Source organism: Aurantimonas sp. (genome assembly GCF_964217435.1).
GTDB lineage: Bacteria > Pseudomonadota > Alphaproteobacteria > Rhizobiales > Rhizobiaceae > Aurantimonas > Aurantimonas coralicida.
On sequence record NZ_CAXPJM010000037.1, the window covers coordinates 158,043 to 183,602 of the forward strand.

Annotated in this window: 22 protein-coding genes; 13 read left to right on the top strand and 9 right to left on the bottom strand. The window is 69.2% G+C overall.

Translation table 11 applies throughout. The features are described from left to right. The first annotated feature begins 25 nt into the window (after positions 1-25). Entirely contained in the window at positions 26-709 is a 684-nt protein-coding gene (locus ACEQX1_RS14745) for a hypothetical protein (protein WP_024349257.1), read from the top strand. 69 nt (positions 710-778) lie between these two features. Here ACEQX1_RS14745 and ACEQX1_RS14750 read toward each other — a convergent pair whose 3' ends face one another. After that, positions 779-1,261, bottom strand: a complete 483-nt coding sequence (locus ACEQX1_RS14750; RefSeq protein ID WP_370195712.1) for a nucleoside deaminase — start codon at positions 1,259-1,261, stop codon at positions 779-781. Between the two features lie 177 nt (positions 1,262-1,438). On the opposite strand from ACEQX1_RS14750, the gene ACEQX1_RS14755 reads away from it, so the two are divergent. The 5 genes from ACEQX1_RS14755 to ACEQX1_RS14775 all read left to right on the top strand — a co-directional run bounded on the left by ACEQX1_RS14755 (position 1,439) and on the right by ACEQX1_RS14775 (position 7,450). Further along, positions 1,439-3,082: a pseudouridine synthase gene (locus ACEQX1_RS14755; RefSeq protein WP_370196980.1), complete on the top strand. Its 1,644-nt coding sequence runs from the start codon at positions 1,439-1,441 to the stop codon at positions 3,080-3,082. A 6-nt stretch (positions 3,083-3,088) separates the two neighbouring features. After that, positions 3,089-3,649, top strand: a complete 561-nt coding sequence (gene rsmD / locus ACEQX1_RS14760; protein WP_370195711.1) for a 16S rRNA (guanine(966)-N(2))-methyltransferase RsmD — start codon at positions 3,089-3,091, stop codon at positions 3,647-3,649. Positions 3,650-3,758: 109 nt separating this feature from the next. Then, the gene (locus ACEQX1_RS14765) at positions 3,759-5,213 is read left to right on the top strand and encodes a M16 family metallopeptidase (RefSeq protein WP_370195710.1); all 1,455 of its coding nucleotides are present in this window, start codon (positions 3,759-3,761) and stop codon (positions 5,211-5,213) included. Then, entirely contained in the window at positions 5,194-6,573 is a 1,380-nt protein-coding gene (locus ACEQX1_RS14770; protein WP_370196981.1) for a M16 family metallopeptidase, read from the top strand. The genes ACEQX1_RS14765 and ACEQX1_RS14770 overlap by 20 nt, the downstream gene beginning before the upstream one ends. Before the next feature lie 4 nt (positions 6,574-6,577). Beyond that, positions 6,578-7,450, top strand: a complete 873-nt coding sequence (locus ACEQX1_RS14775; protein WP_370195708.1) for a patatin-like phospholipase family protein — start codon at positions 6,578-6,580, stop codon at positions 7,448-7,450. 21 nt (positions 7,451-7,471) lie between these two features. Here ACEQX1_RS14775 and ACEQX1_RS14780 read toward each other — a convergent pair whose 3' ends face one another. Then, the gene (locus ACEQX1_RS14780; RefSeq protein ID WP_370195707.1) at positions 7,472-8,602 is read right to left on the bottom strand and encodes a DNA topoisomerase IB; all 1,131 of its coding nucleotides are present in this window, start codon (positions 8,600-8,602) and stop codon (positions 7,472-7,474) included. Between the two features lie 176 nt (positions 8,603-8,778). Here ACEQX1_RS14780 and ACEQX1_RS14785 point away from each other — a divergent pair, with 176 nt between their 5' ends. Next, a complete protein-coding gene (locus ACEQX1_RS14785; RefSeq protein WP_370195706.1) occupies positions 8,779-8,997 on the top strand; it encodes a DUF2945 domain-containing protein in 219 nt (72 codons plus the stop codon). Between the two features lie 64 nt (positions 8,998-9,061). Here the strand turns inward: ACEQX1_RS14785 and ACEQX1_RS14790 are convergent, their stop codons facing one another. After that, positions 9,062-10,954, bottom strand: a complete 1,893-nt coding sequence (locus tag ACEQX1_RS14790; protein ID WP_370195705.1) for a monovalent cation:proton antiporter-2 (CPA2) family protein — start codon at positions 10,952-10,954, stop codon at positions 9,062-9,064. 119 nt (positions 10,955-11,073) lie between these two features. On the opposite strand from ACEQX1_RS14790, the gene ACEQX1_RS14795 reads away from it, so the two are divergent. The 6 genes from ACEQX1_RS14795 to lpxK all read left to right on the top strand — a co-directional run bounded on the left by ACEQX1_RS14795 (position 11,074) and on the right by lpxK (position 16,739). Then, positions 11,074-12,417, top strand: coding sequence for a TldD/PmbA family protein (locus ACEQX1_RS14795; RefSeq protein ID WP_370195704.1), 1,344 nt, complete (start codon positions 11,074-11,076; stop codon positions 12,415-12,417). Beyond that, entirely contained in the window at positions 12,414-13,211 is a 798-nt protein-coding gene (locus tag ACEQX1_RS14800; RefSeq protein WP_370195703.1) for a 3'(2'),5'-bisphosphate nucleotidase CysQ, read from the top strand. The genes ACEQX1_RS14795 and ACEQX1_RS14800 overlap by 4 nt, the downstream gene beginning before the upstream one ends. A 110-nt stretch (positions 13,212-13,321) precedes the next feature. Then, positions 13,322-13,558: a DUF4170 domain-containing protein gene (locus tag ACEQX1_RS14805; RefSeq protein WP_370195702.1), complete on the top strand. Its 237-nt coding sequence runs from the start codon at positions 13,322-13,324 to the stop codon at positions 13,556-13,558. A gap of 54 nt (positions 13,559-13,612) precedes the next feature. Continuing rightward, complete coding sequence (locus tag ACEQX1_RS14810) at positions 13,613-14,386, top strand: lysophospholipid acyltransferase family protein (protein ID WP_370195701.1); 774 nt, start codon at positions 13,613-13,615, stop codon at positions 14,384-14,386. Then, positions 14,383-15,711: a lipid IV(A) 3-deoxy-D-manno-octulosonic acid transferase gene (waaA, locus tag ACEQX1_RS14815; RefSeq protein WP_370195700.1), complete on the top strand. Its 1,329-nt coding sequence runs from the start codon at positions 14,383-14,385 to the stop codon at positions 15,709-15,711. Before ACEQX1_RS14810 ends, waaA begins: the two co-directional genes overlap by 4 nt. After that, complete coding sequence (lpxK, locus tag ACEQX1_RS14820) at positions 15,711-16,739, top strand: tetraacyldisaccharide 4'-kinase (RefSeq protein ID WP_370195716.1); 1,029 nt, start codon at positions 15,711-15,713, stop codon at positions 16,737-16,739. Before waaA ends, lpxK begins: the two co-directional genes overlap by 1 nt. Before the next feature lie 19 nt (positions 16,740-16,758). Here the strand turns inward: lpxK and ACEQX1_RS14825 are convergent, their stop codons facing one another. From ACEQX1_RS14825 to glgC, 6 genes are all read right to left on the bottom strand, one after another. Then, positions 16,759-16,971, bottom strand: coding sequence for a DUF2093 domain-containing protein (locus ACEQX1_RS14825; protein WP_040325093.1), 213 nt, complete (start codon positions 16,969-16,971; stop codon positions 16,759-16,761). 97 nt (positions 16,972-17,068) lie between these two features. Next, the gene (gene mutL, locus ACEQX1_RS14830) at positions 17,069-18,940 is read right to left on the bottom strand and encodes a DNA mismatch repair endonuclease MutL (protein ID WP_370195699.1); all 1,872 of its coding nucleotides are present in this window, start codon (positions 18,938-18,940) and stop codon (positions 17,069-17,071) included. A 122-nt stretch (positions 18,941-19,062) separates the two neighbouring features. Then, positions 19,063-21,117, bottom strand: coding sequence for a glycogen debranching protein GlgX (glgX, locus tag ACEQX1_RS14835; RefSeq protein WP_370196982.1), 2,055 nt, complete (start codon positions 21,115-21,117; stop codon positions 19,063-19,065). 13 nt (positions 21,118-21,130) lie between these two features. Then, complete coding sequence (locus tag ACEQX1_RS14840; protein ID WP_370196983.1) at positions 21,131-22,759, bottom strand: alpha-D-glucose phosphate-specific phosphoglucomutase; 1,629 nt, start codon at positions 22,757-22,759, stop codon at positions 21,131-21,133. Continuing rightward, a complete protein-coding gene (glgA, locus tag ACEQX1_RS14845) occupies positions 22,756-24,207 on the bottom strand; it encodes a glycogen synthase GlgA (RefSeq protein WP_370196984.1) in 1,452 nt (483 codons plus the stop codon). The genes ACEQX1_RS14840 and glgA overlap by 4 nt, the downstream gene beginning before the upstream one ends. Beyond that, the gene (glgC, locus tag ACEQX1_RS14850) at positions 24,207-25,478 is read right to left on the bottom strand and encodes a glucose-1-phosphate adenylyltransferase (RefSeq protein ID WP_009208321.1); all 1,272 of its coding nucleotides are present in this window, start codon (positions 25,476-25,478) and stop codon (positions 24,207-24,209) included. The genes glgA and glgC overlap by 1 nt, the downstream gene beginning before the upstream one ends. Positions 25,479-25,560: the final 82 nt, after the last annotated feature.

Sequence of the window (25,560 nt, forward strand, 5' to 3'; positions counted from 1 at the left end):
ATGATCGGCTAGGGGGCCGTACCGGATGACATCGAAGACAGTCCGCAATGCGCTTCGCGCTACGGCTATCGGAGCGGCCAGCCTGGCGCTGACCGGCTGTCTGGGACCGACCTACGGCACCGGCAAGTCGCAGGGCGAGACGCTGTTCGACGACCTCAACAACGTCGTCAGCCTCGGCGGCGACAACAAGAGCGCCGAGATCGCCTATGCGCCGCGCCCCGAGCTGGTGAAGCCCGAGAACACCGGTGTGCTGCCGGCGCCGCAGACGGCGCGCAACACGACCGGTGATCCGAACTGGCCGGAATCGCCCGAACAGCGCAGCGCCCGCCTGCAGGCCGCTGCCTATCAGGGCGACGGACCTATCCCGGCCGATGTCGCGACCGCCCGCAAGGAAGGCGTGACGCAGGCCTATCTCGATCGCACCAGCAGCGACGGCTTCGACTTCGGCAAGAACAACGACGACGCGCCCTTGTTGACGCCGCAGCAGCTGCGCAGTCGCGGCGAACTCGTGCGTGCCCGCCTCAAGGAGCGCGCACAGGGCAGCCCGGCCCAGCGCAAATATCTGAGCGAGCCGCCGGTCGCCTATCGCCAGCCCGCGGCCACCGCCCCGGTCGGCGATCCGGGCGTCGACGAGAGCGTCAAGGAACGGCGCCTGCGCGGCAGCGGCGAGGGCCTCGGCTCGAAGATCCGCGACCTCCTGCCGTTCTGATCACGCCCGTTCGCTGGGCCGTCGGCCCTTAAGACACGCGCATGGGATGTCGCCGGTGGGCGGACGCGGTCAGGACCGCCGCGCCCGGAAGAAACCGCGCAGAAGCTCCGCGCTTTCGCGGGCCGCGATGTCGGAATAGACCTCGGGCGCGTGGTGGCAGGTGGGCTGGCTGAAGAAGCGCGGCCCGGCATCGACGCCGCCGCCCTTGGGATCGGCCGCGCCGTAATAGAGCCGCCGGATGCGCGCAAACGAGATCGCCGCCGCACACATGGCGCAGGGCTCCAGCGTCACATAGAGATCGCAGTCCGGCAGGCGCTCGGAACCGAGGCGGGCACCCGCCGCACGGATCGCGACGATCTCGGCATGGGCGGTGGGATCGTTGCGCTGGCGGGTCTCGTTGCCGCCGCGGGCGATGACCTCGTCGCCGCGCACGATGACCGCACCGACGGGCGTCTCGTTCCGCGCTGCGGCCAGCCGGGCTTCTTCGAGGGCGATGTCCATGAAGGTCGGGCGGGGCAGAGGCGGCTCCTTGGTCTGTAGATCCGGCCGCATGGCGCGGTCCGAATCCCGTTCCCCTTTGACGGGCGATGCTGTAGAGCCACCTGCTAATCCATTCGCGGGTCGGCGCAAGCGTTCCAGCTCCTCAGGGGCGAACCGCGCCGCCGATCCTTTCACCATCTCGACGGTGGTGAGCCGGCGCGAGCGCCGGTCCGAGCAGATAGCCGCCGCATGAGAGGCAGTTGCATGAGCGATACGACGAACGGCGACGACGGAAAAGGTCGCGGACGCGGACCCGGTGGCAAACGGGGCGCAGGTGGCGGTGACCGCGAGCGCGGCGACCGGCCGAAGCCGCGCGAGGGCGGCAAGCCCTTCACGCCGAAAAGCCGTGGCATGTTCTCCCATGGCGGCGCGCGCGACGACAAGGGCGAGGGGGCCAAGCCCCGCAGCTTCGGACGGCTGCAGCATGATGCGCCGAGAGGCGATCGCCCGGAGCGGTCCGGCGGCGAACGCCGCCCGGTGCGTGACGACCGGCCGAAGCGGGCGCCGCGCGACGATCGTGCGCCCCGGGCCGAAACCGAATCCGCCGTTGGCGAGATGCGGATCGCCAAGCGCCTGGCGCGCGCCGGCATCGCTTCGCGCCGCGACGCCGAGGGCATGATCGCCGATGGCCGCGTCAAGCTGAACGGCAAGGTCCTCGACACGCCGGCCGTCGTGGTCACGGCGTCCGACCGGATCGAGATCGACAACGCGCCGCTGCCGGCCATCGAGCGGACACGGCTGTGGCTGTTCCACAAGGCCGCCGGCACGGTGACCACCAACCGCGACCCGGAAGGCCGGCCGACGATCTTCGACCGCCTGCCCGGCGACATGCCGCGGGTGCTCACCGTCGGACGCCTCGACATCAACACCGAGGGGCTGCTGCTCCTGACCAACGATGGCGGGCTCGCCCGAATCCTGGAGCTGCCGGCGACCGGCTGGCTGCGGCGCTACCGCGTGCGCGCCCATGGCGCGATTACCCAGGCACGTCTCGACGAGCTGCGCCAGGGCATTGCCATCGACGGGGTCTTCTACGGCGCCATCGAGGCGACGATGGACCGCGAGCAGGGCTCCAATGTCTGGCTGACGCTCGGCCTGCGCGAGGGCAAGAACCGCGAGGTCAAGAAGGTGCTGGCGCATCTCGGCCTCGAGGTGAACCGGCTGATCCGCCTGTCCTTCGGCCCGTTCCAGCTCGGCGACCTCAAGGAAGGCTCGGTGCAGGAAATCAAGGGCCGCATGCTGCGCGACCAGCTCGGCGAGCGGCTGATCGAGGAATCGGGCGCCGATTTCGACGCGCCGGTGGCCAAGCCCTTCTCCAACCGCCCGGTCGAGGCGGAGCGCACGGAGCGGCCGAAGAAGTCCGACGAGTGGATTTCCGCCAGCGAGACCGCGCCGAACAAGAAGCGGGTCCGCGAGGCCAAGCGCGAGGATGCGCTGGGCCGGCTCGATACCCGTGCGGGACGGCCCGAGCGCGGCGATCGCAAGCCGTTCGGCGAGCGTCCGGGCAAGCGCTTCGAGGGCCCGAAGAAGCCATATGGCGATCGCGACGCCGCCGGCGGCCGCGACGATGCGGCGAGCCCGCCCAAGCGTCCGATCGATGCGCCCAAGCGCAGCGCCAATGTCTGGATGGCGCCGGGCGCACGGCCGCAGGGGACCAAGAAGGCGCTGGGCTCGCAGGCCGGCCGGCCCGACCGGGGCCCGTCCCGCGGCGAACGGCCGTCCGGCCCGTCGGCGCCGCGTGGTGGCGCGGGCAAGCCCGCCGGTCGTCCGCCGCGCTCCGGCGGCGACGCGCCGCAGCGTCCGGGGCGCCCGCCGCGTCCGCCGCGCAAGGGCTGATCCGGCATGCGCATCGTCGGGGGTGAACTGAAGGGGCGGCGGCTGGCCGTCCCGAAGACCGATACGATCCGGCCGACCACGGATCGCAACCGCGAGACCCTGTTCAACATCCTGACGCACCGGCCGGGCTTTCAGCTCGACGGCGCCCGGGTGCTCGACCTGTTCTCCGGCACAGGCGCGCTCGGCATCGAGGCGCTGTCGCGCGGCGCCCGCTTCTGCTTGTTCGTCGAGGAGGGCGTCGAGGGCCGCGGCCTCATCCGCGAGAACATCGAGGCCTTCGGCCTGCAGGGACGGTCCAAGATCTTCCGGCGCGACGCCACCAGCCTCGGCATCGTGGGAACGATGGAGCCGTTCGACTGCGTCGTCGCCGATCCGCCCTATGGTCGCGGTCTCGGCACGGCGGCGCTCGTCTCGGCGCGCGATGGCGGCTGGCTGAAGCCGGGTGCGCTGGTGATCGTCGAGGAAGCGCTGGCCGCGCCGTTCGAGGTGCCGGGCGGGTTCGAGCAGACGGACGAGCGCGCCATGGGCGAGACGGTGCTGCGCTTTCTTGTCGCCCCGGGCCGCTGACCGCCATCCTCACGGCGACCTAAACAAACCTTAATTGGCAAGGATTCTCGGCATCCGGCATAGTCGCGAGGCTTGCAACAGGGTGCAACAACGAGGATCAGACCGAACGATGACGCATCACTTCCGCCCCATCGGCCTGCCGGCGCTCGCCGTCGCTTTCGTGCTGCCCCTGACGCTGTCGGCCGGTGCCCAGACAGAGCCGGCCCCGGCGCAGGCCGAGGTGACCGACCCGTCCGACACGGCGCCGACGACGCCCGAGACCGCGGCGCGCGAAAACGGGCCGGATCTCACCACCTTCACCCTCGACAACGGCCTGCAGGTCGTGGTGCTGCCCGACAATCGAGCGCCGATCGTCACCCAGATGGTCTATTACCATGTCGGCTCGGCGGACGAGGCGCCCGGCAAGAGCGGCATCGCGCATTTCCTCGAACACCTCATGTTCAAGGGCACCAAGAATCACCCCACCGGCGAGTATTCGCGCCGCGTCGCCGATATCGGCGGCCAGGAAAACGCCTTCACCACCTCCGACTATACCGGCTACTACCAGCAGGTGCCGGCCGATGCGCTGGCGATGGTGATGGAGATGGAAGCCGACCGGATGGAGAACCTCGTTCTCTCCGAGGAGGCGGTCCTGCCGGAACGCGATGTCATCCTGGAAGAGCGCCGCATGCGGATCGACAACGATCCGGGTTCGCAGCTCTCGGAAGCCGTGCAGGCGGCGCTGTTCCAGAACAGCCCCTACGGCACGCCGGTGATCGGCTGGCGGCAGGAGATGGAAGGCCTGACGCGCGACGACGCGATCGCCTTCTACGACAAATATTATACGCCGAACAACGCGACCTTGCTGATCGCCGGTGACGTCGACGTTACCGAGGTCCGCGATCTCGTCGCCGAGACCTACGGCAAGGTCGAGCGGCGCGCCGATCCGGGCGACCGGGTCCGTCCGGTCGAGCCGGAGCCGCTGGCTGAGCGCACCGTCACGCTGACCGATCCGCGCGTCACACAGCCGTCGCTGCAGACGGCCTATCTGGTGCCGTCGGAAACGACGGACGAGAATGGCGAGGCCGAGGCGCTGGACATTCTGGCGGACATTCTGGGCGGCGGCACCACCAGCCGCCTCTATCGCGGACTGGTCGTCGACCGGGCGCTGGCGGCCGCCACCGGCACCTATTACGGCGGCACGGCGCTCAAAGAGGCCCAGTTCGTCGTCTACGGCACGCCGCGCGACGGTGCCTCCCTCGATGCCGTCGAGGCGGCGCTCGACGAGGAAATCGCGACGCTGATCGAAGACGGCGTCACCGAGGCGGAACTGGACCGGGCCAAGAACCGGGTGCGCAAGAACATGATCTATCTGCGCGACAGCCAGACCTCCATGGCTCGCCGCTACGCCGCGGCCCTGGCCACCGGCCGCACCATCGAGGATGTCGAGGCATGGCCCGAGCGCATCGAGGCGGTGACCGTCGAGGACGTCAACGCCGTCGCCCGCAAATATCTGCGGCCCCAGCGCTCGGTCACCGGCTATCTCAGGCCCGAGGCCCAGCCGGATGCCGACACGCGCTCCTGATCTTTCCCTTCGCAGAAGGAATCTCCCGTTGAAGTCATTCGTCCCCGCGCTCGGTGGCACGATCGCCGCCCTGGCCCTGTCGTTCAGCCTGTCCTTCGCATCGGTCGGCACCGCCGAGGCCGTCGATATCCAGACCGTCACCAGTCCCGGCGGCATCAAGGCGCTGCTGGTCGAGGATCACACCAATCCGCTGATCGCGATGAAATTCGCCTTCAAGGGCGGCGGCTCGACCCAGGACGAGCCCGGCAAGGAAGGCACCGCGAACCTCATGTCCGGTCTCCTCGACGAGGGGGCCGGCGACATCGACAGCCAGGAGTTCCAGGCGCGGCTCGACGATCTCGGCGTGTCGCTGAGCTATGACGCCAGCCTCGACAATTTCTCGGGCAGCTTCCGGACCATCACCGAGGTCAATGACGACGCCTTCGCGCTTCTGAAGGCATCGATCAACGATCCGCGTTTCGACGAGGAGCCGGTGGCGCGGATCCGCGGCCAGATCATGGCCGGGATCCTTGCCGAGCAGAACGACCCCGGCGAGCTCGCCGGCAAGGCCTTCTCGCGCACGGTCTTCGCCGATCACCCCTATGCGCGGCCGACCAAGGGCACGCTGGAGACGCTGGGAACGGTCGGCGCCGCCGACCTCGAGGCGTTCAGGACACGCATCTTCGCGCGGGACAATCTCTATGTCGGCGTCGTCGGCGACATCACGCCGGACGAACTCGGCAAGCGGCTCGACGAGGTCTTCGGCGCGCTGCCCGAAACACCCGAGCTGAAGCCCGTGGCAAACGTCCAGCCGGTCCTCGGCAAGACCGAGGCCGTCGACCTGGCGGTGCCGCAGACGACGATCCAGATGGCCCTGCCGGGCGTGATGCGCGACGACGACGAGTTCTTCGCCGCCTATCTGATGAACCACATCCTGGGCGGCGGCTCTTTCACGTCGCGGCTTTACGAGGAAATCCGCGAGAAGCGCGGCCTCGCCTATGGCGCCGGCTCGTTCCTGGCCAGCTACGACCATGCGGCGGTGCTCGGCATCAGCACCGCGACACGGGCGGAAAAGGCCGAGGAAAGCATCGCGATCATCCGCGAGCAGCTGGCCGATCTCGCCGAAAACGGCCCGACGGCCGAGGAACTGGCGAAAGCGAAAGCCTATGTGAAGGGCGCCTACGCCATCCGCAATCTGGATTCCTCGGCGGCGATCGCCTCGACGCTGCTGGGCATTCAGCTCGACGATCTCGGCATCGACTATATCGACAAGCGCCAGGACCTGATCGACGCGGTCACGCTCGACGACGTCAAGGCGCAGGCCGAGGCGCTGCTGTCGGCGCCGCCGACGATCATCACCGTCGGCCCCGCGGGAGCCTGACGGCGTGACGACGCTCGGGCTCGCCCTCGGCGGCGGCGGCGCGCGCGGGCTCGCCCATATCCACGTGCTCGAAGCCTTCGACGAACTCGGGCTCGTGCCGGATCGCATCGTCGGTTCGTCGATCGGCGCCATCATGGGCGCCGGCCGCGCCTCGGGCATGAGCGGCCGCGACGTCCGCGCCTTCGTCCTCGACTGCTTTGCCGGCAAGAGCCTCGTCTTCGGCCGGCTCTGGCGCACCCGTCCGGGCAGCTTCCAGGAATTCCTCGCCGATGGCGGACTGCGTCTCGGCCAGCTCAATGCCGAGCGCGTCGTGCGGGCCTTCCTGCCGCTCGACCTGCCGCTGCATTTCAGCGAGCTGAAGATCCCGCTCGGGGTGATGGCGACCGATTTCTACGGCAAGCTGGAATGCGAGATCGATTCCGGCGAGCTGTTCAGCGCGCTGGCGGCGACGGCTGCGCTGCCAGCGGTCTTCCGGCCAGTGCGCCGGGACGGGCGGATCCTGATCGACGGCGGCATCTTCAACCCGCTGCCCTTCGACCGGCTGCAGGGCAAGGTGGACAAGGTCATCGCCGTGGACGTCAATGGCGGACCGAAGGGCGGGCCGGACATCATGCCGACGCCGCTGGAGGCGCTGTTCGGGGCGTCGCAATTGATGATGCAGTCGATCATCGACACCAAGGTCCACATGCATCCGCCAAACCTCCTGATCTGCCCGCCGGTGTCGCATTATGGCGTGCTCGATTTCCTGCGCACCAAGCAGATCCTCGACGAGACCAGTCCGGTGAAGGAAGAGACCAAGCGGTCGCTCGACGCGCTGCTCTCGTCCAGGAATAGCGGTCGGCGTCAACACGGGATCACGTCGGTCAAGGCCGGATAGGCTACGCCGTCGCTGGCCCGCCTATTCGGCGGCTTCGAGGATCCGTTCGTCCAGCCGACCGGTTTCCGGCGGTGTTTCCGCCGCCTCGCTCATGGCCTCGTCCTGCCCGGCCGTGACCGGCTTGCGGGCCGCCTGTTCGAGGAAGCGCATCAGCCCGGTCTCGACGCGGGTGAGCCCTTCGCGGCAACGCCCCTTCAGGAGGTCGGGCGACAATTCGCCGGCCTCGAAGGCAGCGACGATCTGCGGGTGGACATAGGACGCGCGGGCAACGGCCGGCGTGTTGCGCAGGACCGTGGAGACCGAGCGCATGGCTGCGGCGACGGCGCGCTTGCGCTTCGACTTGCTGTTCACCTTGTCCCCGGCATCCTCGACCAGATAGCGCAGCGCCTCGGCCGAGCCGTGGAAGGTGCGGAAGTCCTTGGCCGAGACCGGCGCGTCGGCGGCCTCGTGCAGATAGTCGTTGAGGAGGTTGGCGGTCAGCTCGCGCTGCTCCTTGCGGGCATCAGGGAAGCGGAACAGGCGCTTGCCCTTGCCCTTGCGGACCCGCTTCAGCGACTTGACCATCGGCCGGTCGAGGATCTCGATGCGCTGCGGCTTGTTGGACTTGGCGACGAACTTCAGCACCGCCGCCTTCTTGACGATGCGCAGATTGTCCTTGCGCAGGGACGCGACGCCGCGCCCGCCATCGCTGGCATATTTCTCGTGGCCGGGCCGCATGGCGGTCAGGTCGATCAGCCGGGTGGCGATCGCCGAGGTGGTCAGGCGGTCGAGCTTGCGGCGTCGCATGTCCTTCTCGACCCGGCGGCGCAGCCGGGGCAGGGCATGGCCGAAGCGCAGCAGCCGCTCGGTTTTCACCGCGTCGCGCACATTCACCCATTCGTCGTGATAGCGATATTGCAGCCGGCCCTTCTCGTCGCGCCCGATCGCTTGGATGTGGCCGCTCTCGTCCATGCAGATCTTCACCTCGGTCCAGGCCGGGGGAATGGCGAGGGTCTTCACCCGCTTGCGCAGGCGCTTGTCGGCGATCGGTTCGCCGTTGGAAAAGCAGATCTTGAACCCCTTGCCGCATTTGCGGCGCTCGACCTCGAACCGGTGCGGATCGGTGAGGGCGAGGCCGAATTGTTCGGCGTGATAGGCAAGGCGAGGGTTCATGACGGGGCCGATGGATGGAAGGCCGCAAGGGCCGGGACGAGTCTGCAAACGGCGGCCTTTGGACTCCGGTTCCGCGCCCGGTCTGCGGCTATTTGGCTGGCCTGGACGCAAAGCCCTGCGGGAACGCATCCGCCGCGAAATCGCTTCGCGCCTATCCAATCAACAGGAGGCGAGCGATGGCGAAGTACCGCAAGGGCGAATGGGTCGAATGGAACTGGGGGGCGGGGACCGGCACCGGGAAGGTCAGCGACACCTTCACCGAAAAGGTCACGCGCACGATCGAGGGCAGCGAGATCACCCGCAACGCTGACACGGACAACCCCGCCTACATGATCGAGCAGGAGGATGGCAGCCGGGTGCTGAAGTCGGAATCGGAACTGTCCAAGCCGGACTGAGCTCCGGCTCCCCGGGCGCCTCGCAGGACCGGGGCCGGCGAATGACGCTGCGGCCTGTCGCGTGTCAGCGCGACTGGATCTTGCCGAAGTCGCGGCGGCGCCCGCGGAAGGGGCGGCCGCGGCGGCGCTTGATCGGCGCCCCGTCATCCGGGCTCGCGCCGGCGTCGTCATCGGTCGGCGAGCGCTCGATGTCCTTGAGGGCCGGGCGCGGCTTGACCAGCGGTTCGGGCGTTACGACGCGGTTCGTGATCATGTCGGTGCCGGCATAGAAGCCCTCGGCCTCCTGCAGCTTGAGGCGGGCAAGATCGCGCCGGCGCACATCCTCGGTGATCCGGTCGGCCAGCTCGTCCTCGATGCCCAGGGCGTCGAGCGTCGCCCGTCCGAAGGCGAGGGCGGATTCCACCGTCTCGCGGATCTCGTAATCGACGCCGCGGGCGCGCAGCGACAGAGCATGGCTGCGGTCATAGGCGCGGACATAAAGCCGGACATTGGGAAAATCGGCGCGGATCAGGTCGACGATCCGGTCGGTGGTTTCGCGCTTGTTGGTACAGATGGCGACCAGCCGCGTCTTGCGGATGCCGGCCGCTTCCAGGACGTCCTTGCGCAGCCCCGAGCCGAAATAGATGCGGAAGCCGAAGGCCTCGGCCGTGCGGATGCGCTCGGCCGAGGAATCGATGATGGTCACGTCGGTACCGCTCGACAGCAGCACCTGTGCCGTCATCTGCCCGAAGCGCGAGAAGCCGATCATCAGCACCGAGGCGCCGGCGCCGGCGAAATCCTCGTCCAGCACCTCCTCGTCGCCATTCGCCTCGGCGCTGAGCCGGCGTCCGAGCCAGGTCGTCAGAGGCGTCAGCATCATCGACAGGGTGACGATGGCGATGAGGAACGAGGCCGTCGCCTCGGAGATGAGCATCCCCGCCGAGGCGGCGGTGAACAGGACGAAGCCGAATTCGCCGCCCTGGGCCAGCAGGCCGGAGACGCGGGTGGCGGTGTTGCCGGTTTCGCCGAAGGCCCGCGACAGGAGATAGATGATCGCCGCCTTCGCCAGCATCAGCGCCGGCGTCAGGGCGAGGATCGCCAGCCAGTCGCGCATGACGACGGCCAGATCGAGTGACAGCCCGACCCCCATGAAGAACAGGCCCAGCAGCAGGCCGCGGAACGGCTCGATATTGGCCTCGAGCTCGTGGCGATAGGTGGATTCGGCCAGGAGCACGCCGGCGATGAAGGCGCCCATGGCCATGGAGAAGCCGGCCGCCTCCATCAGCATGGCCGATCCCAGCACCACGAAGAGCGCGGCGCCGAGCATCACCTCGCGGGCGCCGGAGGTGGCCATGAGGCGGAACAGCGGATTGAGCAGGTAGCGCCCACCGACCACCAGCGCCGCGACGGCACCGACCGAGATGGCGATTTCCACCGGGTCGATCGCCGTGTCGCCCGAGGCCGGCGCCAGGAACGGGATCGCGGCGAGAAGCGGCACCACCGCCAGATCCTGGAACAGGAGGATCGAAAAGGCCGACTGGCCGTGGCGGGTATTGGTCTCGCCGGCCTCGTCGAGCAATTGCAGGCCGAAGGCGGTGGAGGACAGAGCGAGGCCGAAGCCGATCAGGACGCTCGCCTGCCACGAGAAGTCGAACAGGAAGGCGACGCCCGCCAGCACCAGGCCGGACAGCACCACCTGGGCAAGGCCGAGGCCGAAGATCTGGCGCCGCATCGCCCAGAGGCGGCCGACCTTCAGCTCCAGTCCGATGATGAACAGCAGGAAGACGACACCGAGCTCGCCGATATGCAGGATTTCCTCGCCGTCGGCGACGACGCGGAAGACCGGGCCGAGCAGAATGCCGGCAAACAGATAGCCCAGAACCGTGCCGAGCCCGATGCGCTGGAACAGCGTGCCTGCGACGATTCCGCCGCCCAGAAGCAGCACGACTTCCAGAAAGATCGAGGTTGTGTGCTCCACCGAAGCTCCCGTTCCCGGTTGCTGCACGCGCGGCCGGCTGCAATCGCGTGCAATGACGCCTTGATGGCTATGGCATCGCACAATAAATGGTTCGGTGACGAACACCAGCAGGCAGGTTCATGGACGACGACAGCACGCGGCTCCTTTCGGTCGCCGAGCGGCTCATCGAGACCGCACGAAAGGCCGGGGCAGACGCCTGCGACGTGGCGGTGGTCCGCTCCTTCGGGCGATCGGTTTCGGTCCGGCTCGGCGAGGTCGAGGATACGGAGAATTCCGAGAGCGAGGACATGTCGCTCCGCGTCTTCGTCGGTCGGCGCGTCGCCACCGTCTCGGGCGACATCCACAGCGATCCGCAGCCGCTGGTCGAACGGGCGATCGCCATGGCGAAGGTCTCCCCGGAGGATCCCTTCGCGCGGCTCGCCGATGCCGACCGCCTGGCCGACGGCCGCGACGATCCCGGTCTCGATCTCTACGACGACACCGATCTGGCGACGACGGCGATGATCGACGAGGCGCTGGCGATGGAAGAGGCCGCGCGCGGCGTTGCCGGCGTGACCAATTCCGGCGGCGCCTCGGTCTCGGCGGGGGCGGCAGGCCTCGTGCTGGCGACCTCCTCGGGCTTTGCCGGCCATCGCATGCGCTCGGGCTTTTCGCGCTCGATCAGCGTCATTGCCGGCACCGGCGTTGGCATGCAGCGGGACTATGATTTCGATTCCCGCATTCATTACGCCGATCTCGACGACCCCGAAGCGATCGGTCGGCGCGCCGGCGAGCGGACCGTGCGGCGCCTGAACCCGAGCACGGCGGCCACCGGTCGCATGCCGATCCTCTACGATCCGCGCATCGCGCGGGGGCTGATCGGCAGCATCGTGGCTGCGGTCAATGGCGCCGCGATCGCCCGCGGCACGAGTTTCCTGAAGGACCGCATGGGGCAGGCGATCCTGCCGGAAAGCTTCACGCTGACCGACAACCCGCTTTTGCCGCGGCGGCCGGGCTCGCGCCCCTTCGACGGCGAGGGCGTGCGCGGCGCGCCGATGGCGCTGGTCGAGAACGGCATCCTGCGCAACTGGCTGCTCGACACAGCGACCGCGACGGAGCTGGGCCTTCAGAGCAACGGCCGGGCGGCGCGCGGCGGCAACGGCGTGTCGCCCTCGTCGAGCAACGTCCTCCTGTCGCCCGGGCGGATGTCGCGCGAGGCGCTGATCCGCGAGACCGGCACCGGGCTCTATATCGACGAGCTGATCGGCCACGGCACCAATCTGGTGACCGGCGACTACAGCTGCGGCGCCTCGGGCTATCTGATCGAGAATGGCGAACTGACCACGCCGGTGTCCGAGCTGACGATTGCCGGCAACCTCACCGACATGCTGGCCTCGTTGACGGCGGCCGACGATCTCGACGAACGGTTCTCCACCGTGGTGCCGACCCTGCGGATCGGCTCCATGACCGTGGCGGGCGCGTGATCTTGTCCGGCTACCAGGACGATCTGGAACTGGTGAAGGCGGCGGCCGTCGAGGCCGGCGAGATCGCGCTCGGCTTCTTCCGCCGCGACCCCAAGGTCTGGTGGAAGGAGGGCAACTCCCCGGTCAGCGAGGCGGATTTCGCCGTCGACCTGATGCTGCGCAACACGCTGGTGGGCGCCCGGCCGGACTATGGCTGGGTGTCGGAGGAGATGCAGCCGGGCGACGCACGGGAGGGCGCCGGCAGCCGCTTCTTCGTGGTCGATCCGATCGACGGCACGCGAGCCTATCTGCGCGGCGAGGACACCTGGTGCGTGTCGATCGCCGTCGTCGAGAACGGCCGTCCGGTGGTCGGCGTCATCGTGGCGCCCTCGATGGGCGAGATCTTCGAGGTGACCGCCGACGGCACGCCGCTGATGAACGGGACCCCTTGCGCCGTCGCCGAGCCGGGGCCGGGCGACCGGATGCGGCTGGCGATGCCCGATTCCATGCGCAAGCGCGTCGAGGCCTCCGCTGGCGAGGCCTTCGCCAGCGAGAAGGCGGTGCCGTCGCTGGCCTACCGGCTGGCGCTGGTCGCCTGCGGGCGGCTCGACGGCACGCTGATCCGGCCGCGCGCCAGCGACTGGGATATCGCCGCCGCCGATCTCCTGATCGAGCGGGCGGGCGGCCTTCTGTGCGGCCGGGCCGGCCTGCCGACCGTCTATCGCAGCGAGGGGCGCCGGCACGAGATCCTGATGGCCGCCTCGCTGGCAGCGATGCCGCGGCTGCAAAGGCTCGCCGAGGCCGTTCCCGACTGAACGGCGCCGCCGCCTTGGAGCGGACGGTATTTTGGTGCAGGACAAGGCTGCACCCGGTAACAACACCCCAGTCTGCGCCGCGCGCGGCGCGGTGCAGGACGAAAGAGGACATGATGGAAGAGCAGAAACCCAAGCAGCTTCTTCACCTGGTCTTCGGTGGCGAACTGGACGATCTCCAGAGCGTCGATTTCAAGGACCTCGACAATCTCGACATCGTCGGCATCTTTCCCAACTACGCCTCGGCCCTGGCGGCCTGGCGGTCGAAGGCGCAGCAGACCGTGGACAACGCCGCCATGCGGTATTTCATCGTCCACATGCACCGGCTGATGGACCCGGACAAGCAGTGAGGCCGGTCTGTCCCCGGACAGGCGGTCAGGCTGACGTCGATGTCGGATGAATTGATGGCACAGGCTCGAACCGGCGAGGACGGCGCTCCGCCGAAACGCCCGCGGGGGACCCTGCGCGCGTGGCGCAAGCGCGTCCGGCGCCTGCTCCGCAGCCCGGCGACCATGGCGGTCGGCGGCAGCGCGATCTATCGCGGCCTGCGTCTCGTCCATGCGACCCAAAAGGAAGCGCCCGGCTCGACCGACTGGCGGGCCCGGCTGACCGCCGAGCATCCGGCGATCGTCGGCCTGTGGCACGGGCAGCATCTCCTGGCGCCGTTCTTCCGGCCGGCCGAACTGCCCTATGTCGCGCTCCTGTCGCGCAATGCCGATGCCGAGATGAACGCCGCCGTGGTCGCGCGCTTCGGCATCGAGACGGTGCGCGGCTCGGGCGGCCGCGCCGGGCCGGTGCGGGCCCAGAAGGGCGGGGCCAAGGCACTGATCGCGCTGCGCCGCTATCTCGCCCGCGGCTTTGGCGTCTGCATGATCGCCGACGTGCCGAAGGGCGTGCCGCGCGACGCGGGGCTCGGCATCGTCACGCTGGCGCGGATTTCCGGCCGGCCGGTCCTGCCGTCCGCGGCGGTCACCAGCCGGCGCTACGTCGTCGAGAGTTCCTGGGACAAGACGACGGTGCCGCTGCCCTTCGGCCGCATCGCGGTGGTGGTCGGCGATCCGATCCATGTGGCGGCCGATGCCGACGCGGAGGAGATGGAGGCCAAACGGCGCGAGATCACGCTGGCGATCGAGGCGGCAAATGTCGCGGCCGAGCGGCTGGTCGGGAGGGTTGCGTGAGCGATTTCCTGGCACGCGCCGCACTCGCCTCCTACCGGGCGGCCGGCACGCTCGTCTATCCGCTGCTCGGTCCCTATGTCGGCTACCGCACCTCGCGGGGCAAGGAAGACCCCTTGCGCCGCCGCGAACGCTACGGCCATGCCAGCGTCGAGCGCCCGGCCGGTCCGCTGGTCTGGGTGCATGCGGCGAGCGTCGGCGAAAGCGCCGCGGTCACGCCGCTGGTGCGGGCGATCGCCGCCGACGGCATCTCCGTCCTGATGACCACAGGCACGATGACCTCTGCGACGCTCGTCGCCGAACGGCTCGGCGACTGCGTTATCCACCAATATGTGCCGCTCGATCTCGGTCCCTCCATCCATCGCTTCCTCGACCATTGGTGCCCGGACGTGGCGATCGTGGCGGAGAGCGAGATCTGGCCGACGACGCTGATGGAGCTGAACCGGCGGCGCATCCCGCAGGTGCTGGTCAATGCGCGCCTGTCGGACCGGTCCTTCAAGCGCTGGAAGTCGGCGCCGTGGCTGGCCGAGGCGCTGATGGAAACACTGGCGCATGTGGTCGCCCAGTCGGATGTGGACGGCGAGCGCTTCCATCTCCTGGGCGCGCGGGCCGTCTCGGTGGCGGGCAATCTGAAGGCCGATACCGCTCCGCCGCCAAGCCCCGGCGCGGCGCTGGACGAGATGATCGCGGCGCTGGGCGCGCGGCCCCGCTGGGCGGCGCTGTCGACCCATGCTGGCGAAGAGACGCTGGCTGGCGAGGTGCATCGCAAGCTGGCCGCGAGCCATCCCGGCCTTCTGAGCATCATCGTGCCGCGCCACACCACGCGCGGCGACGAGATCGAGGCCGAACTGACCGGCGCCGGCCTCAAGGTCGCGCGGCGCAGCCGGGGTGACCTTCCCGATGCGGACACCGATATCCTGCTCGGCGACACGATGGGCGAGATGGGGCTCTATCTGCGGCTCACCGACATCGCCTTTCTCGGCAAGTCGGTGACCGGCGAGGGTGGCCAGAACCCGCTCGAGGCAGCGATGCTGGGCACCGCGATCCTGTCGGGCCGCTATGTCCAGAATTTCCGCGACGCCTATCAGCGGCTGTTGAAGAATGGCGGCGCCAAGATCGTGCGCGACGGTGACACGCTGGCGGCCTGTCTTGCGCAGATCCTCGACGATCCCGCCGCGCTCGCCCGCATGAAGCGCGCCTCGGCGACGACGGTGGAGGAGATGCGCGGCGCGCTGCCGCGGACCATGCAGGCGCTGCAGCCCTTCCTGCATCCGCTGAAGCTGTCGGTGGGGCTCGATCGCTGCAACCGTCCGGCGGCGCCGCGATGATGCGGGCCGAGACGCCGCCCTTCTGGTGGCGGCCGAAAGCCTGGCAGAGCCTGATGCTGGCACCGGCGGCGGCGGTCTACGGGCGGGTGGCCCGGCGCAATCTGGAGCACGGCGAGCGCGCCGATGTCGGGGTGCCGGTGCTGTGCGTCGGCAATTTCACCGTCGGCGGGGGCGGCAAGACGCCGACCGCCATGGCGCTCGGGCGGGCGGCGCTCGCCGAAGGGCTGCGCCCCGGCTTCGTGTCGCGCGGCCACGGGCGGGCCAGCCGCGGCGCCGTGCTGGTCGATCCGGCGCATCACAGCGCGGCCGAGGTCGGCGACGAGCCGCTGCTCCTGGCGAGCGTCGCGCCGACCTGCGTCGCGGTGAACCGCCGGCAGGCCGCGCAGAAGCTGCTCGCCGAGCGCGGCGTCGACTTCATCATCATGGATGACGGCTTCCAGAGCGCCCGGCTGGCGATCGACTTCGCGCTGATCGCGGTGGATGCGCGGCGCGGTCTCGGCAATGGCGCCGTGGTGCCGGCCGGGCCGGTGCGCGCGCCGCTCATCGACCAGATCCGCTATGCCGACGCGCTGCTGGTGATCGGCGAGGGGGACGCCGGCGACGCGGTCATCCGGCAGACGGCGCGGGGCAACAAGCCGATCTTCGAGGCGGCACTGGAGCCGGAGAACGGCGCCCGTTTCGCCGGGCTGCGGGTGCTGGCCTTCGCCGGCATCGCCGATCCGGCGAAATTCTACGCCAGCCTGACCGCGCTCGGCGCCGAGATCGTCGAGACCCGCGACTTTCCCGACCACCACGTCTTTTCCAGCGACGACATGGACGATCTGTCGGCCTCGGCCTGGCGCGAAGGCCTGCAGATGGTGACGACGCGCAAGGATGCAGTGCGGCTGGCGACCGGATCTGCTGCCATGCAGCTGTTCCTGAAGGAATGCGAGGTGCTCGACGTGACGCTCGGCTTTGCACCGCAGAGCCTCGGCGCCCGCATCATCCGCGATACGCGACGCGCCTTCCGCCGGCGCAAATTCGGCTGACCCCCGGGAGCCTGCCGTCTCAGCCCTTGCCGGCGACTTCCTTTTCGCGGCGGAACGAGGCCTCGCCGTCGACATAGGCTTCCTGGCGCTCGACGCTCCAGTAGCGCAACAGGTCGAGCGGGATCGCCTCGCCGGTCACGGCGCAGCGCACATAGGCGCCGGGCCGCACGACCTGAAAATCGGGCGTGCCGTAGCGCAGCTTCGCCTCGCCGCCATTCTCCATGCGGTTCATGGATGTCTCCGCTGTCGGTGGACCGGCTTTCCCAGCCGGTCGGTCGGCTTCTGACTAACGCCGGGCCGGGGAGCCGTCAAATGGCACGGCGCCGCGCTCAGCGGCGGCCGAACATCTTCTCGATGTCGGCGAGCTTCAGCTCGATGAAGGTCGGCCGGCCGTGATTGCACTGGCCCGAGCCGGGCGTCGCCTCCATGTCGCGCAGGAGCGCGTTCATCTCTTCCGGCTTCATCAGCCGTCCCGAGCGCACCGAGCCGTGGCAGGCGATGGTCGCGGCGACATGGTCGATGCGGCCGCGCACGGCGTCGGCGGTGCCGGCCTCGGCGAGTTCGTCGGCAAGATCGCGCACCAGGCGCTGGCAATCGACGCTGCCGAGGATCGCCGGCGTCTCGCGCACGGCCACCGCGCCGGGACCGAAGCGCTCGATGCCAAGGCCGAGGCGGGCGAAGGTCTCCGCCTGCTCGGCGAGGCGATCGACGTCGTCCTCGGGCAGATCAACGATCTCAGGGATCAGCAGCAGCTGCGAGGCGAGGGGACGGCCGTGCAGGGCAGTCTTCAGCGCCTCGTAGACGAGACGCTCATGGGCGGCGTGCTGGTCGACGATGACGATGCCGTCCTCGGTCTCGGACACGATGAAGTTGCGGTGGAACTGCGCCTTGGCCGCGCCCAGCGGATGGTCTGCTGCTCCGTTCGCCGCGTTCTCGGTGGGCTCGGTGTCTGCGGCAGCGAAGGCGACGGGCGCCGGCGTGGCGGCGGAGCCGGCGTCAGCTGCGCAGTCGAGGGTCGCGGCATCGGCGCCCATATCGAGCGGCCGGTAGGGCGAGGCCTCGGCGGCATAGGCGGCCTGGCGCGGCGCGGCGAAGCCGCCGGGCGCGAAGCCGTCGAAACGGCGCGGGGCCGGCGTCACCGGTGCCGGCTCGGCCGGGGCGGCGCCCCGGAAGCGGGCCATCAGACCGGAGGCATTGGTGGTCGCCGAACGCAGGCCGGCCTCGTTGAAGGCCTGGCGCAGCGAGCCGACGATCAGGCCGCGCACCAGCCCCGGATCGCGGAACCGCACATCGGCCTTGGCCGGATGGACATTGACGTCGACAAGGGCCGGGTCGAGGTCGAGAAACAGGACCGCGACGGGATGGCGGTCGCGGGCCAGAACGTCGGCATAGGCGCCGCGCAGGGCCGAATGCAGCGTCTTGTCGCGCACCGGGCGGCCGTTGACGTAGAAGAATTGCTGCTGGCCGTTGCCGCGATTGTAGGTCGGGATGCCGGCAAAGCCGCGCAGCCGCACGTCCTCGCGCATGGCGTCCACCGGGATGGCATTGTCGGCGAAGTCCGGGGTCAGGACGTCGGCGATGCGCGGCATCGGTGCGTCGCCGGGCACCGCCTCGAACACCGTCGTCGTGCGATCGGGGCCGGACAGCTCGAAGCGGACACCCGGAAAGGCGATGGCGATGCGCCGGACGATCTCGGTGATGGCGCTGGATTCGGCCCGGTCGCTCTTCAGGAATTTCAGCCGGGCGGGCACGGCGTGGAAGAGATCACGGACCTCGATCACCGTGCCCCGGGACAGGGCGGTGGGGCGCAACTCGGAGGGGCGACCCGCCTCGACGCAGATCTCGTAGGCTTCGTCGCTGCCGGCGGCCCGCGACTTCAGGCTGAGCCGGCCGACCGAGCCGATCGAGGGCAGGGCCTCGCCGCGAAAGCCGAGCGTGCCGATGGCGTCGAGGCCGCCGGCGAGCTTGGAGGTGCAGTGACGGCGGACCGCCAGCGGCATCTCGGCGGCCGGAATGCCGCAGCCGTCGTCGCTGATGCGGATGAGGTTCTTGCCGCCGCCGGCCGTGGCGATCTCGATGCGCCTTGCGCCGGCGTCGAGGGCGTTCTCGACCAGTTCCTTGACGACACTGGCCGGCCGCTCGACGACTTCGCCGGCGGCGATCTGGTCGATCAGGGCATCGGAGAGCTGCTGGATGGGCATGGGACACGGGCCCGGTTCGCGGTCAAGGGGGCGCGGAGCATCGCCGCGCGCCTGCCGTTCTTACCGGCTCGCCGGGGCGGCAGCAAACCGGTCCGGTGCCATGCCTGTGGACGGCGCGGCGATCAGAGCCTCTCCTCAAGGATGACGAACACCGAACGGGACTGGACGATGAGCCCGTCCGCCGCGTCGATCCGCCGGGGTTCGAGATGCGGCCAGTCCGACTGGAGATGCAGGCAATAGGCGTGGTCGGCGCGCGGCGGCGGCAGCGTGACCGCGATGTCGGCGTCGCCGGCATTGAGATAGATCACCGCCCGCTCGCTCTCGATGTCGTCTTCGCCGCGCGGCGCATAGACCGACATGCCGAGGAAGCGCCTTTCCAGGTCGGACCAGTCGCCGGGCTCCATGGGGGCGCCATCCTCGCGCAGCCAGACGACGTCCTCGACGTCGCCGCCCTCGACCGGGCGGCCGGTGAGGAAGCGGTCGGCATTCAGCGCCGGATGGGCGCGGCGCAGTTGCGACAGCCGGGCGACGAAGGCGGCGAGATCGGTGTCGGCCCGCGCCCAGTCGAGCCAGGTGATCTCGTTGTCCTGGGCATAGCCATTGTTGTTGCCGCCCTGGCTGCGGCCGAATTCGTCGCCGGCGACGATCATCGGCGTGCCACGCGCGACCATCAGCGTCGCCAGCATGGCGCGGATGCCCTTGCCGCGCGCGTCGAGAATGGCCGGATCGTGGGTGTCGCCCTCGACGCCGTTGTTCCAGGAGTGGTTGTCGTTGTGGCCGTCGCGATTGCCCTCGCAATTGGCCGCGTTGTGCTTCCCGGCATAGGCGGCGATGTCGGCCAGCGAGAAGCCGTCATGGGCGGCGATGAAATTGACGCCGCTCGACGGGCGGCGGCCGTCGCGGTCGTAGAGGTCGGCCGAGCCGGCGAGGCGCGTCGCCAGCGCCCCGACCATGCCGGCATCGCCGCGCCAGAAGCGGCGGACATCGTCGCGGAACTTGTCCTGCCACTCGAACCAGGGCTTGGGAAACCGGCCGACCTGGTAGCCGCCGGGGCCGATGTCCCAGGGTTCGGCGACATGGATGCGGTGCTTCAGGACGGGATCGGCGGCGAGCATGCGGAAGAAGGGCGCGTCGGTGGAGAAGCCGTCGTCGAGCCGTCCCATCACCGGGGCGAGATCGTAGCGGAAGCCGTCGAGGCCGGTCGCCTCGACCCAGGTCCGCAATGCGTCGATGCACAGCCGCGCCACCGGTTCGCGGTGGGTGGCGAGGGTATTGCCGGTGCCGGTGTCGTTGACGAGCAGGCCCGGCTCGTCCTCGGCGTGGCGGTAGTAGAGGAGATTGTCGAGGCCGCGATAGCAGACGGTCGGCCCGTCCTCGTCGCCCTCGCCGGAATGGTTCAGCACCACGTCGAGCAGCACCTTGATGCCGCGCGCATGGAGGGCGTCGACCACCCGGCGGATCTCGGGAAAGCCGCCCGGCGCAAGCCGCGCATCGGGCGCCATGTGGGTGATGGGGTTGTAGCCCCAGGCATTGGTCAGGCCGTGCGCCGAAAGGTGGCCCTCGTCGATCCAGGCGGCGAGGGGCATCAGCTCGACAGTCTCGACGCCGAGCTTTTCCATGTGGTCGAGGAAGACCGGTTCGGCGAGGGCGGCAACCGTGCCGCGGATTTCGGCGGGGACATCGGGATGGCGCTGGGAATAGGCGCGGACCAGCACCTCGTAGGTCAGGCCGGGGGCGGCGAAGGGCAGGGGCGCGGCGCTGCGATCAAGCGCGGTGACGAGCGCCCGCGGCATGTAGGGCGCGCTGTCGAGCTGGCGCTCGGGGGGCGCTGCCAGCACCGGATGATAAAGGAAGGGGCGGTCGAGCTGCACCGCATAGGGATCGGCGAGGAGCTTGGACGGGTCGAAGCGATGGCCGTCCTTCGGTCGGTAGGGGCCAAGCGCACGAAGGCCGTAGCGGGCGCCGGCCGCCAGCCCCGGCACGAAGCCGTAATGGCGACCGTCCTTGTCGCCGGGCAGGACGAGCCGCGCGGTTTCCCGCGTGCCGGTCGCGTCGAAGAGGCAGAGCTGGATGGCGTCGGCATTCTCGGAATGGACGGCGAAATGGACGCCGTCGCCGTCGAGCGTCGCGCCGAGCGCGGCGGGCTTGCCGCGCTCGGCCGTGATTGCGTAGGTCATGCCGTCCCTGCGGTCAGGTGATGACGTCCGGCGCGGTGCGGCCGGTGCGCTTGCCGATCTCGCCGATCGCCGAGGCCGTGTCGATGAGCTCGGCCAGCGCCTGTTCGGGGGCAATGTCGTGGCGGGTGCGGTCGGGCTCGAAGCGCTCGATATAGACGCGCAGGGTGGCGCCCTTGGTGCCGGTGCCCGACAGGCGGTAGACGATGCGCGAGCCGCCGGAGAAGACGATCCGCACGCCCTGGCCGGTGGCGACCGAGCCGTCGACCGGGTCCTTGTAGGAAAAATCGTCGGCCTCGGAGACGACCAGCGTGCCGAAGCGCTGGCCGGCCATCGAGGCGAGGCGGTCGTGGAGCGAGCCCATCAGCCCCTCTGCCGCCTTGGCGTCGACCTCCTCGTAGTCGTGGCGCTGGTAGTAATTGCGCCCGAACTCGGCCCAGTGGCTCTCCAGGATCGCCTGCACGCTCTCGCGGCGCACAGCCAGGATGTTGAGCCACAGGAGCACCGCCCACAGGCCATCCTTCTCGCGGACATGATCGGAGCCGGTGCCGGCGCTCTCCTCGCCGCAGATGGTCACCTTGCCGGCATCGAGCAGCGTGCCGAAGAACTTCCAGCCGGTGGGCGTCTCGTACATGCCGATGCCGCGCTTGGCGGCGACCCGGTCGGCGGCCTGGCTGGTCGGCATGGAGCGGGCAATGCCGGCGATGCCGTCCTTGTAGGCCGGCGCCAGATGAGCGTTGGCGGCCAAGACCGCCAGCGAATCCGAGGGCGAAACGACGATGCCCTTGCCGACGATCAGGTTGCGGTCGCCGTCGCCGTCGGAAGCCGCACCGAAATCCGGTCCGTTGGGTGCCATCAGCTGGTTGATCAGCGTCGCGGCGTGGACGGCGTTGGGGTCGGGATGACCACCGCCGAAATCCTCCAGCGGCTCGCCATTGATCACCGTGCCGAGCGGTGCGCCGAGCCGGTTCTCCAATATTTCAGTGGCATAGGGGCCGGTCACGGCGTGCATGGCGTCGAAGCGCAGGGTGAAGCCCGAGGCGATCAGGTCGCGGATCTGGCCGAAATCGAACAGTTTTTCCATCAGCGCGGCATAGTCGGCGACCGGGTCGATGACCTCGACCACCATGTCGCCGAGCTTCGTCTCGCCGAGTTCGGCAAGGCTCGGGGCGTCGCCGGACCAGATGCGGTACTGCGACATCGTCCGCGTGCGCTCGAAGATCGCGGTGGTGATCTTTTCCGGGGCGGGGCCGCCATTGGCGACATTGTACTTGATGCCGAAATCGCCCTTCGGGCCGCCGGGATTGTGGCTGGCCGACAGGATGATGCCGCCGGCCGCCTTGCGGATGCGAATGAGGTTCGAGGCGGCCGGCGTCGACAGGATGCCGCCGCGGCCGACCACAACGCGGCCATAGCCGTTGCCAGCCGCCATGCGGATCGCGGTCTGGATCACCTCACGATTGTAGAAGCGGCCATCGCCGCCGATCACGAGCGTCTCGCCGTCATGGCTGTCGGCGGCGTCGAAGATCGCCTGGATGAAATTCTCGGCGTAATTGGCCTGGCGGAAGTGCGGAACGCTCTTGCGCAGGCCCGAGGTGCCGGGCTTCTGGTCGTTGAAGGGCTTGGTGGCGATCGTCTCGATCATGGCCGCTGGTCTCCGATAAGATCGCGGAAGAGTTGGGCGTAGTGCCCGGCGCTGCTGCGCCAGGATACGTCGGATTGCATCGCGCTGAGCTGTAGCTGGCGCCAGGCGGCCGGGTCGGCATAGAGCCGCTGCATCCGGTCGACGGCGTCGATGAGATCGTCGCGCGTGGGCGGCGCGAAGATGAAGCCGGTGGCGACGCCGGCGGTGATGGCGGCGTGGTTGGCGTCGATCACCGTGTCGGCGAGGCCGCCGACCTTGGCGACCACCGGAATGCAGCCATAGCGCAGGCCGTAGAGCTGGGTGAGGCCGCAGGGCTCGAAGCGCGACGGCACGAGGATCGCGTCGGCGCCGGCCTGGACCCTGTGGGACAGCGCCTCGTCATAGCCGATGCGCACGCCGATCTTGTTCGGATGCCGGGTATGGGCGGCCTGGAAACTGCCCTCGATCATCGGCTCGCCGGAGCCGACCACGACCATGCGCACGCCGCGTTCGACAAGGTCGTCGCAGGCGTCGGCCACGAGGTCGAGACCCTTCTGCCAGGTCAGGCGGCTGACCACGGCGACGATCGGGCCGTCCTCATGGGCGAGGCCGAACTCGGTCTCCAGCGCGCGCTTGTTGCGCTGGCGCGCCTTGGGGGAACGGGCGCTGTAATGATGCGGGATGTCGGGATCGGTCTTCGGGTTCCAGACGTCGGTGTCGATGCCGTTGACGATGCCAACCAGCCGTTCGCCGCGCCCGCGCAACAGTCCGTCGAGCCCCATGCCGCCGCCCGGCGTCAGGATTTCCTCGGCATAGGTCGGGCTGACCGTGGTGACCGCGTCGGCGGCGTGCAGGCCGCCCTTCAGATAGCCGACATTGCCGTAATATTCGACGCCCTCGATCGACCAGGCGGATGGCGGCAGGCCGAGGCGCGGGAAGATCTGGTAGGGGAAATTGCCCTGGAAGGCGAGGTTGTGAATGGTCACCACGGTGCGCGGCCGCGGCTTGCCGGACACCGCGAGATAGACCGGCGTCAGCGCCGCCTGCCAGTCATGGGCATGGACGATTGCCGGTGCGAAGCCCGGGATCGCCCCCTGGCCGATCTCGGCGCCGGCCTTCGACAGCGCCGCGAAGCGGGCCCAGTTGTCGGCGTGGTCGTGGCCGGCGCTCGACACATAGGGACCGCCGGTCCGATCGAAGAGATGCGGCGCGTCGAGGACGAGAAGGTCGAGCCCGCCGGCGGTCGCCGCGAGAACGCGCGCCGGCCCGCCGAAGAGATCGTCGAAACGACAGGCGATGTCGGCGTTGTCGATCTGCCGCATGACATCGGGATAGCCCGGCATCAGCGTGCGCACGGCAAAATCGTGGGCCGCCAGCGAGGCGGGAAGCGCCCCCGCCACGTCCGCCAGCCCGCCGGTCTTGATCAGCGGGAAGACTTCCGAGGCGACGGAGAGCACGCCGGTGGTCATCAGTAGGTGAGCCTGTCGATCATCGGCTTGGTGACGAGGCATATGCCGTTCGCCGTGCGGCGGAACCGCTTGGCGTCGAGCTCGGGATCCTCACCGATCACCAGGCCGTCGGGGATTTCCACGCCGCGGTCGAGCACCGCCCTGGTGATGCGGGCGTGGCGGCCGATACGGCACTGGGGCAACACGACCGCGTGGTCGAGCATGGAATAGGAGCGCTGGCGCACCCCGGTGAACAGCAGCGAGCGGTGCAGCTGACCGCCGGAGATGATGCAGTCGCCCGAGACCAGCGAGGAGATCGCCGAACCCCGGCGGCCGTCTTCGTCATGGACGAACTTGGCCGGCGGCACCACGTCGGCATAGGTCCAGATCGGCCAGTCGCGGTCGTAGATGTCGAGCGGCGGGATGATGTCGGTCAGGTCGATATTGGCCTGCCAGTAGGCGTCGACCGTGCCGACGTCGCGCCAGTAGGCCTCGTCGTCCGGCTCGTTCTCCGAGCGCACCACCGACAGGTTGAAGCGATGGGCGACGGCGCGGCCGTGCTTGACGATATGCGGGATGATGTTCTTGCCGAAGTCGCGGCTCGAGCCCGGATCGGCGGCGTCGCGGCGCAGCTGGTCCATCAGGAAGTTGGTCTCGAAGACATAGATGCCCATCGAGGCCAGCGCCGTGTCGGGACGGCCCGGAATGGCGGGGGGATCGGCCGGCTTTTCGACGAAATCGGTAATGTTGTAGTTCTCGTCGACATGCATGACGCCGAAGGCGACAGCCTCCATGCGCGGCACTTCGAGGCAGCCGACCGTCACGTCCGCACCCGAATCCACATGCTGCTGGAGCATGATCTCGTAGTCCATCTTGTAGACGTGGTCGCCGGCCAGGATGACGATGTAGCGCGGCGCGTAGGATTCGATGATGTCGATGTTCTGGTACACGGCGTCGGCGGTGCCGGCGTACCACTGGTCCTCGGACACGCGCTGGCTTGCCGGCAGGATGTCGAAGCTCTCGTTGCGGCCCGGCCGCAGGAAGTTCCAGCCGTTCTGCAGGTGCCGGATCAGGCTGTGGGCCTTGTACTGGGTGGCGACGCCGATGCGGCGGATACCGGAATTGATGGCGTTGGAGAGCGCGAAGTCGATGATCCGCGTCTTGCCGCCGAAGAAGACGGCCGGCTTGGCGCGGCTGTCGGTCATCTCCATCAGCCGACTGCCGCGTCCGCCGGCCAATACGTAGGCCATCGTCTCGCGGGCCAGCGGTCCGGCGCGTCTGTTCTCTGCCATGAACTCCTCCCTGGATCATCCATGGGGCAGACGGCTCTCCGGATGGCCGGCTGACTGGCCCGGCACCCGATCGTTCCTCCCC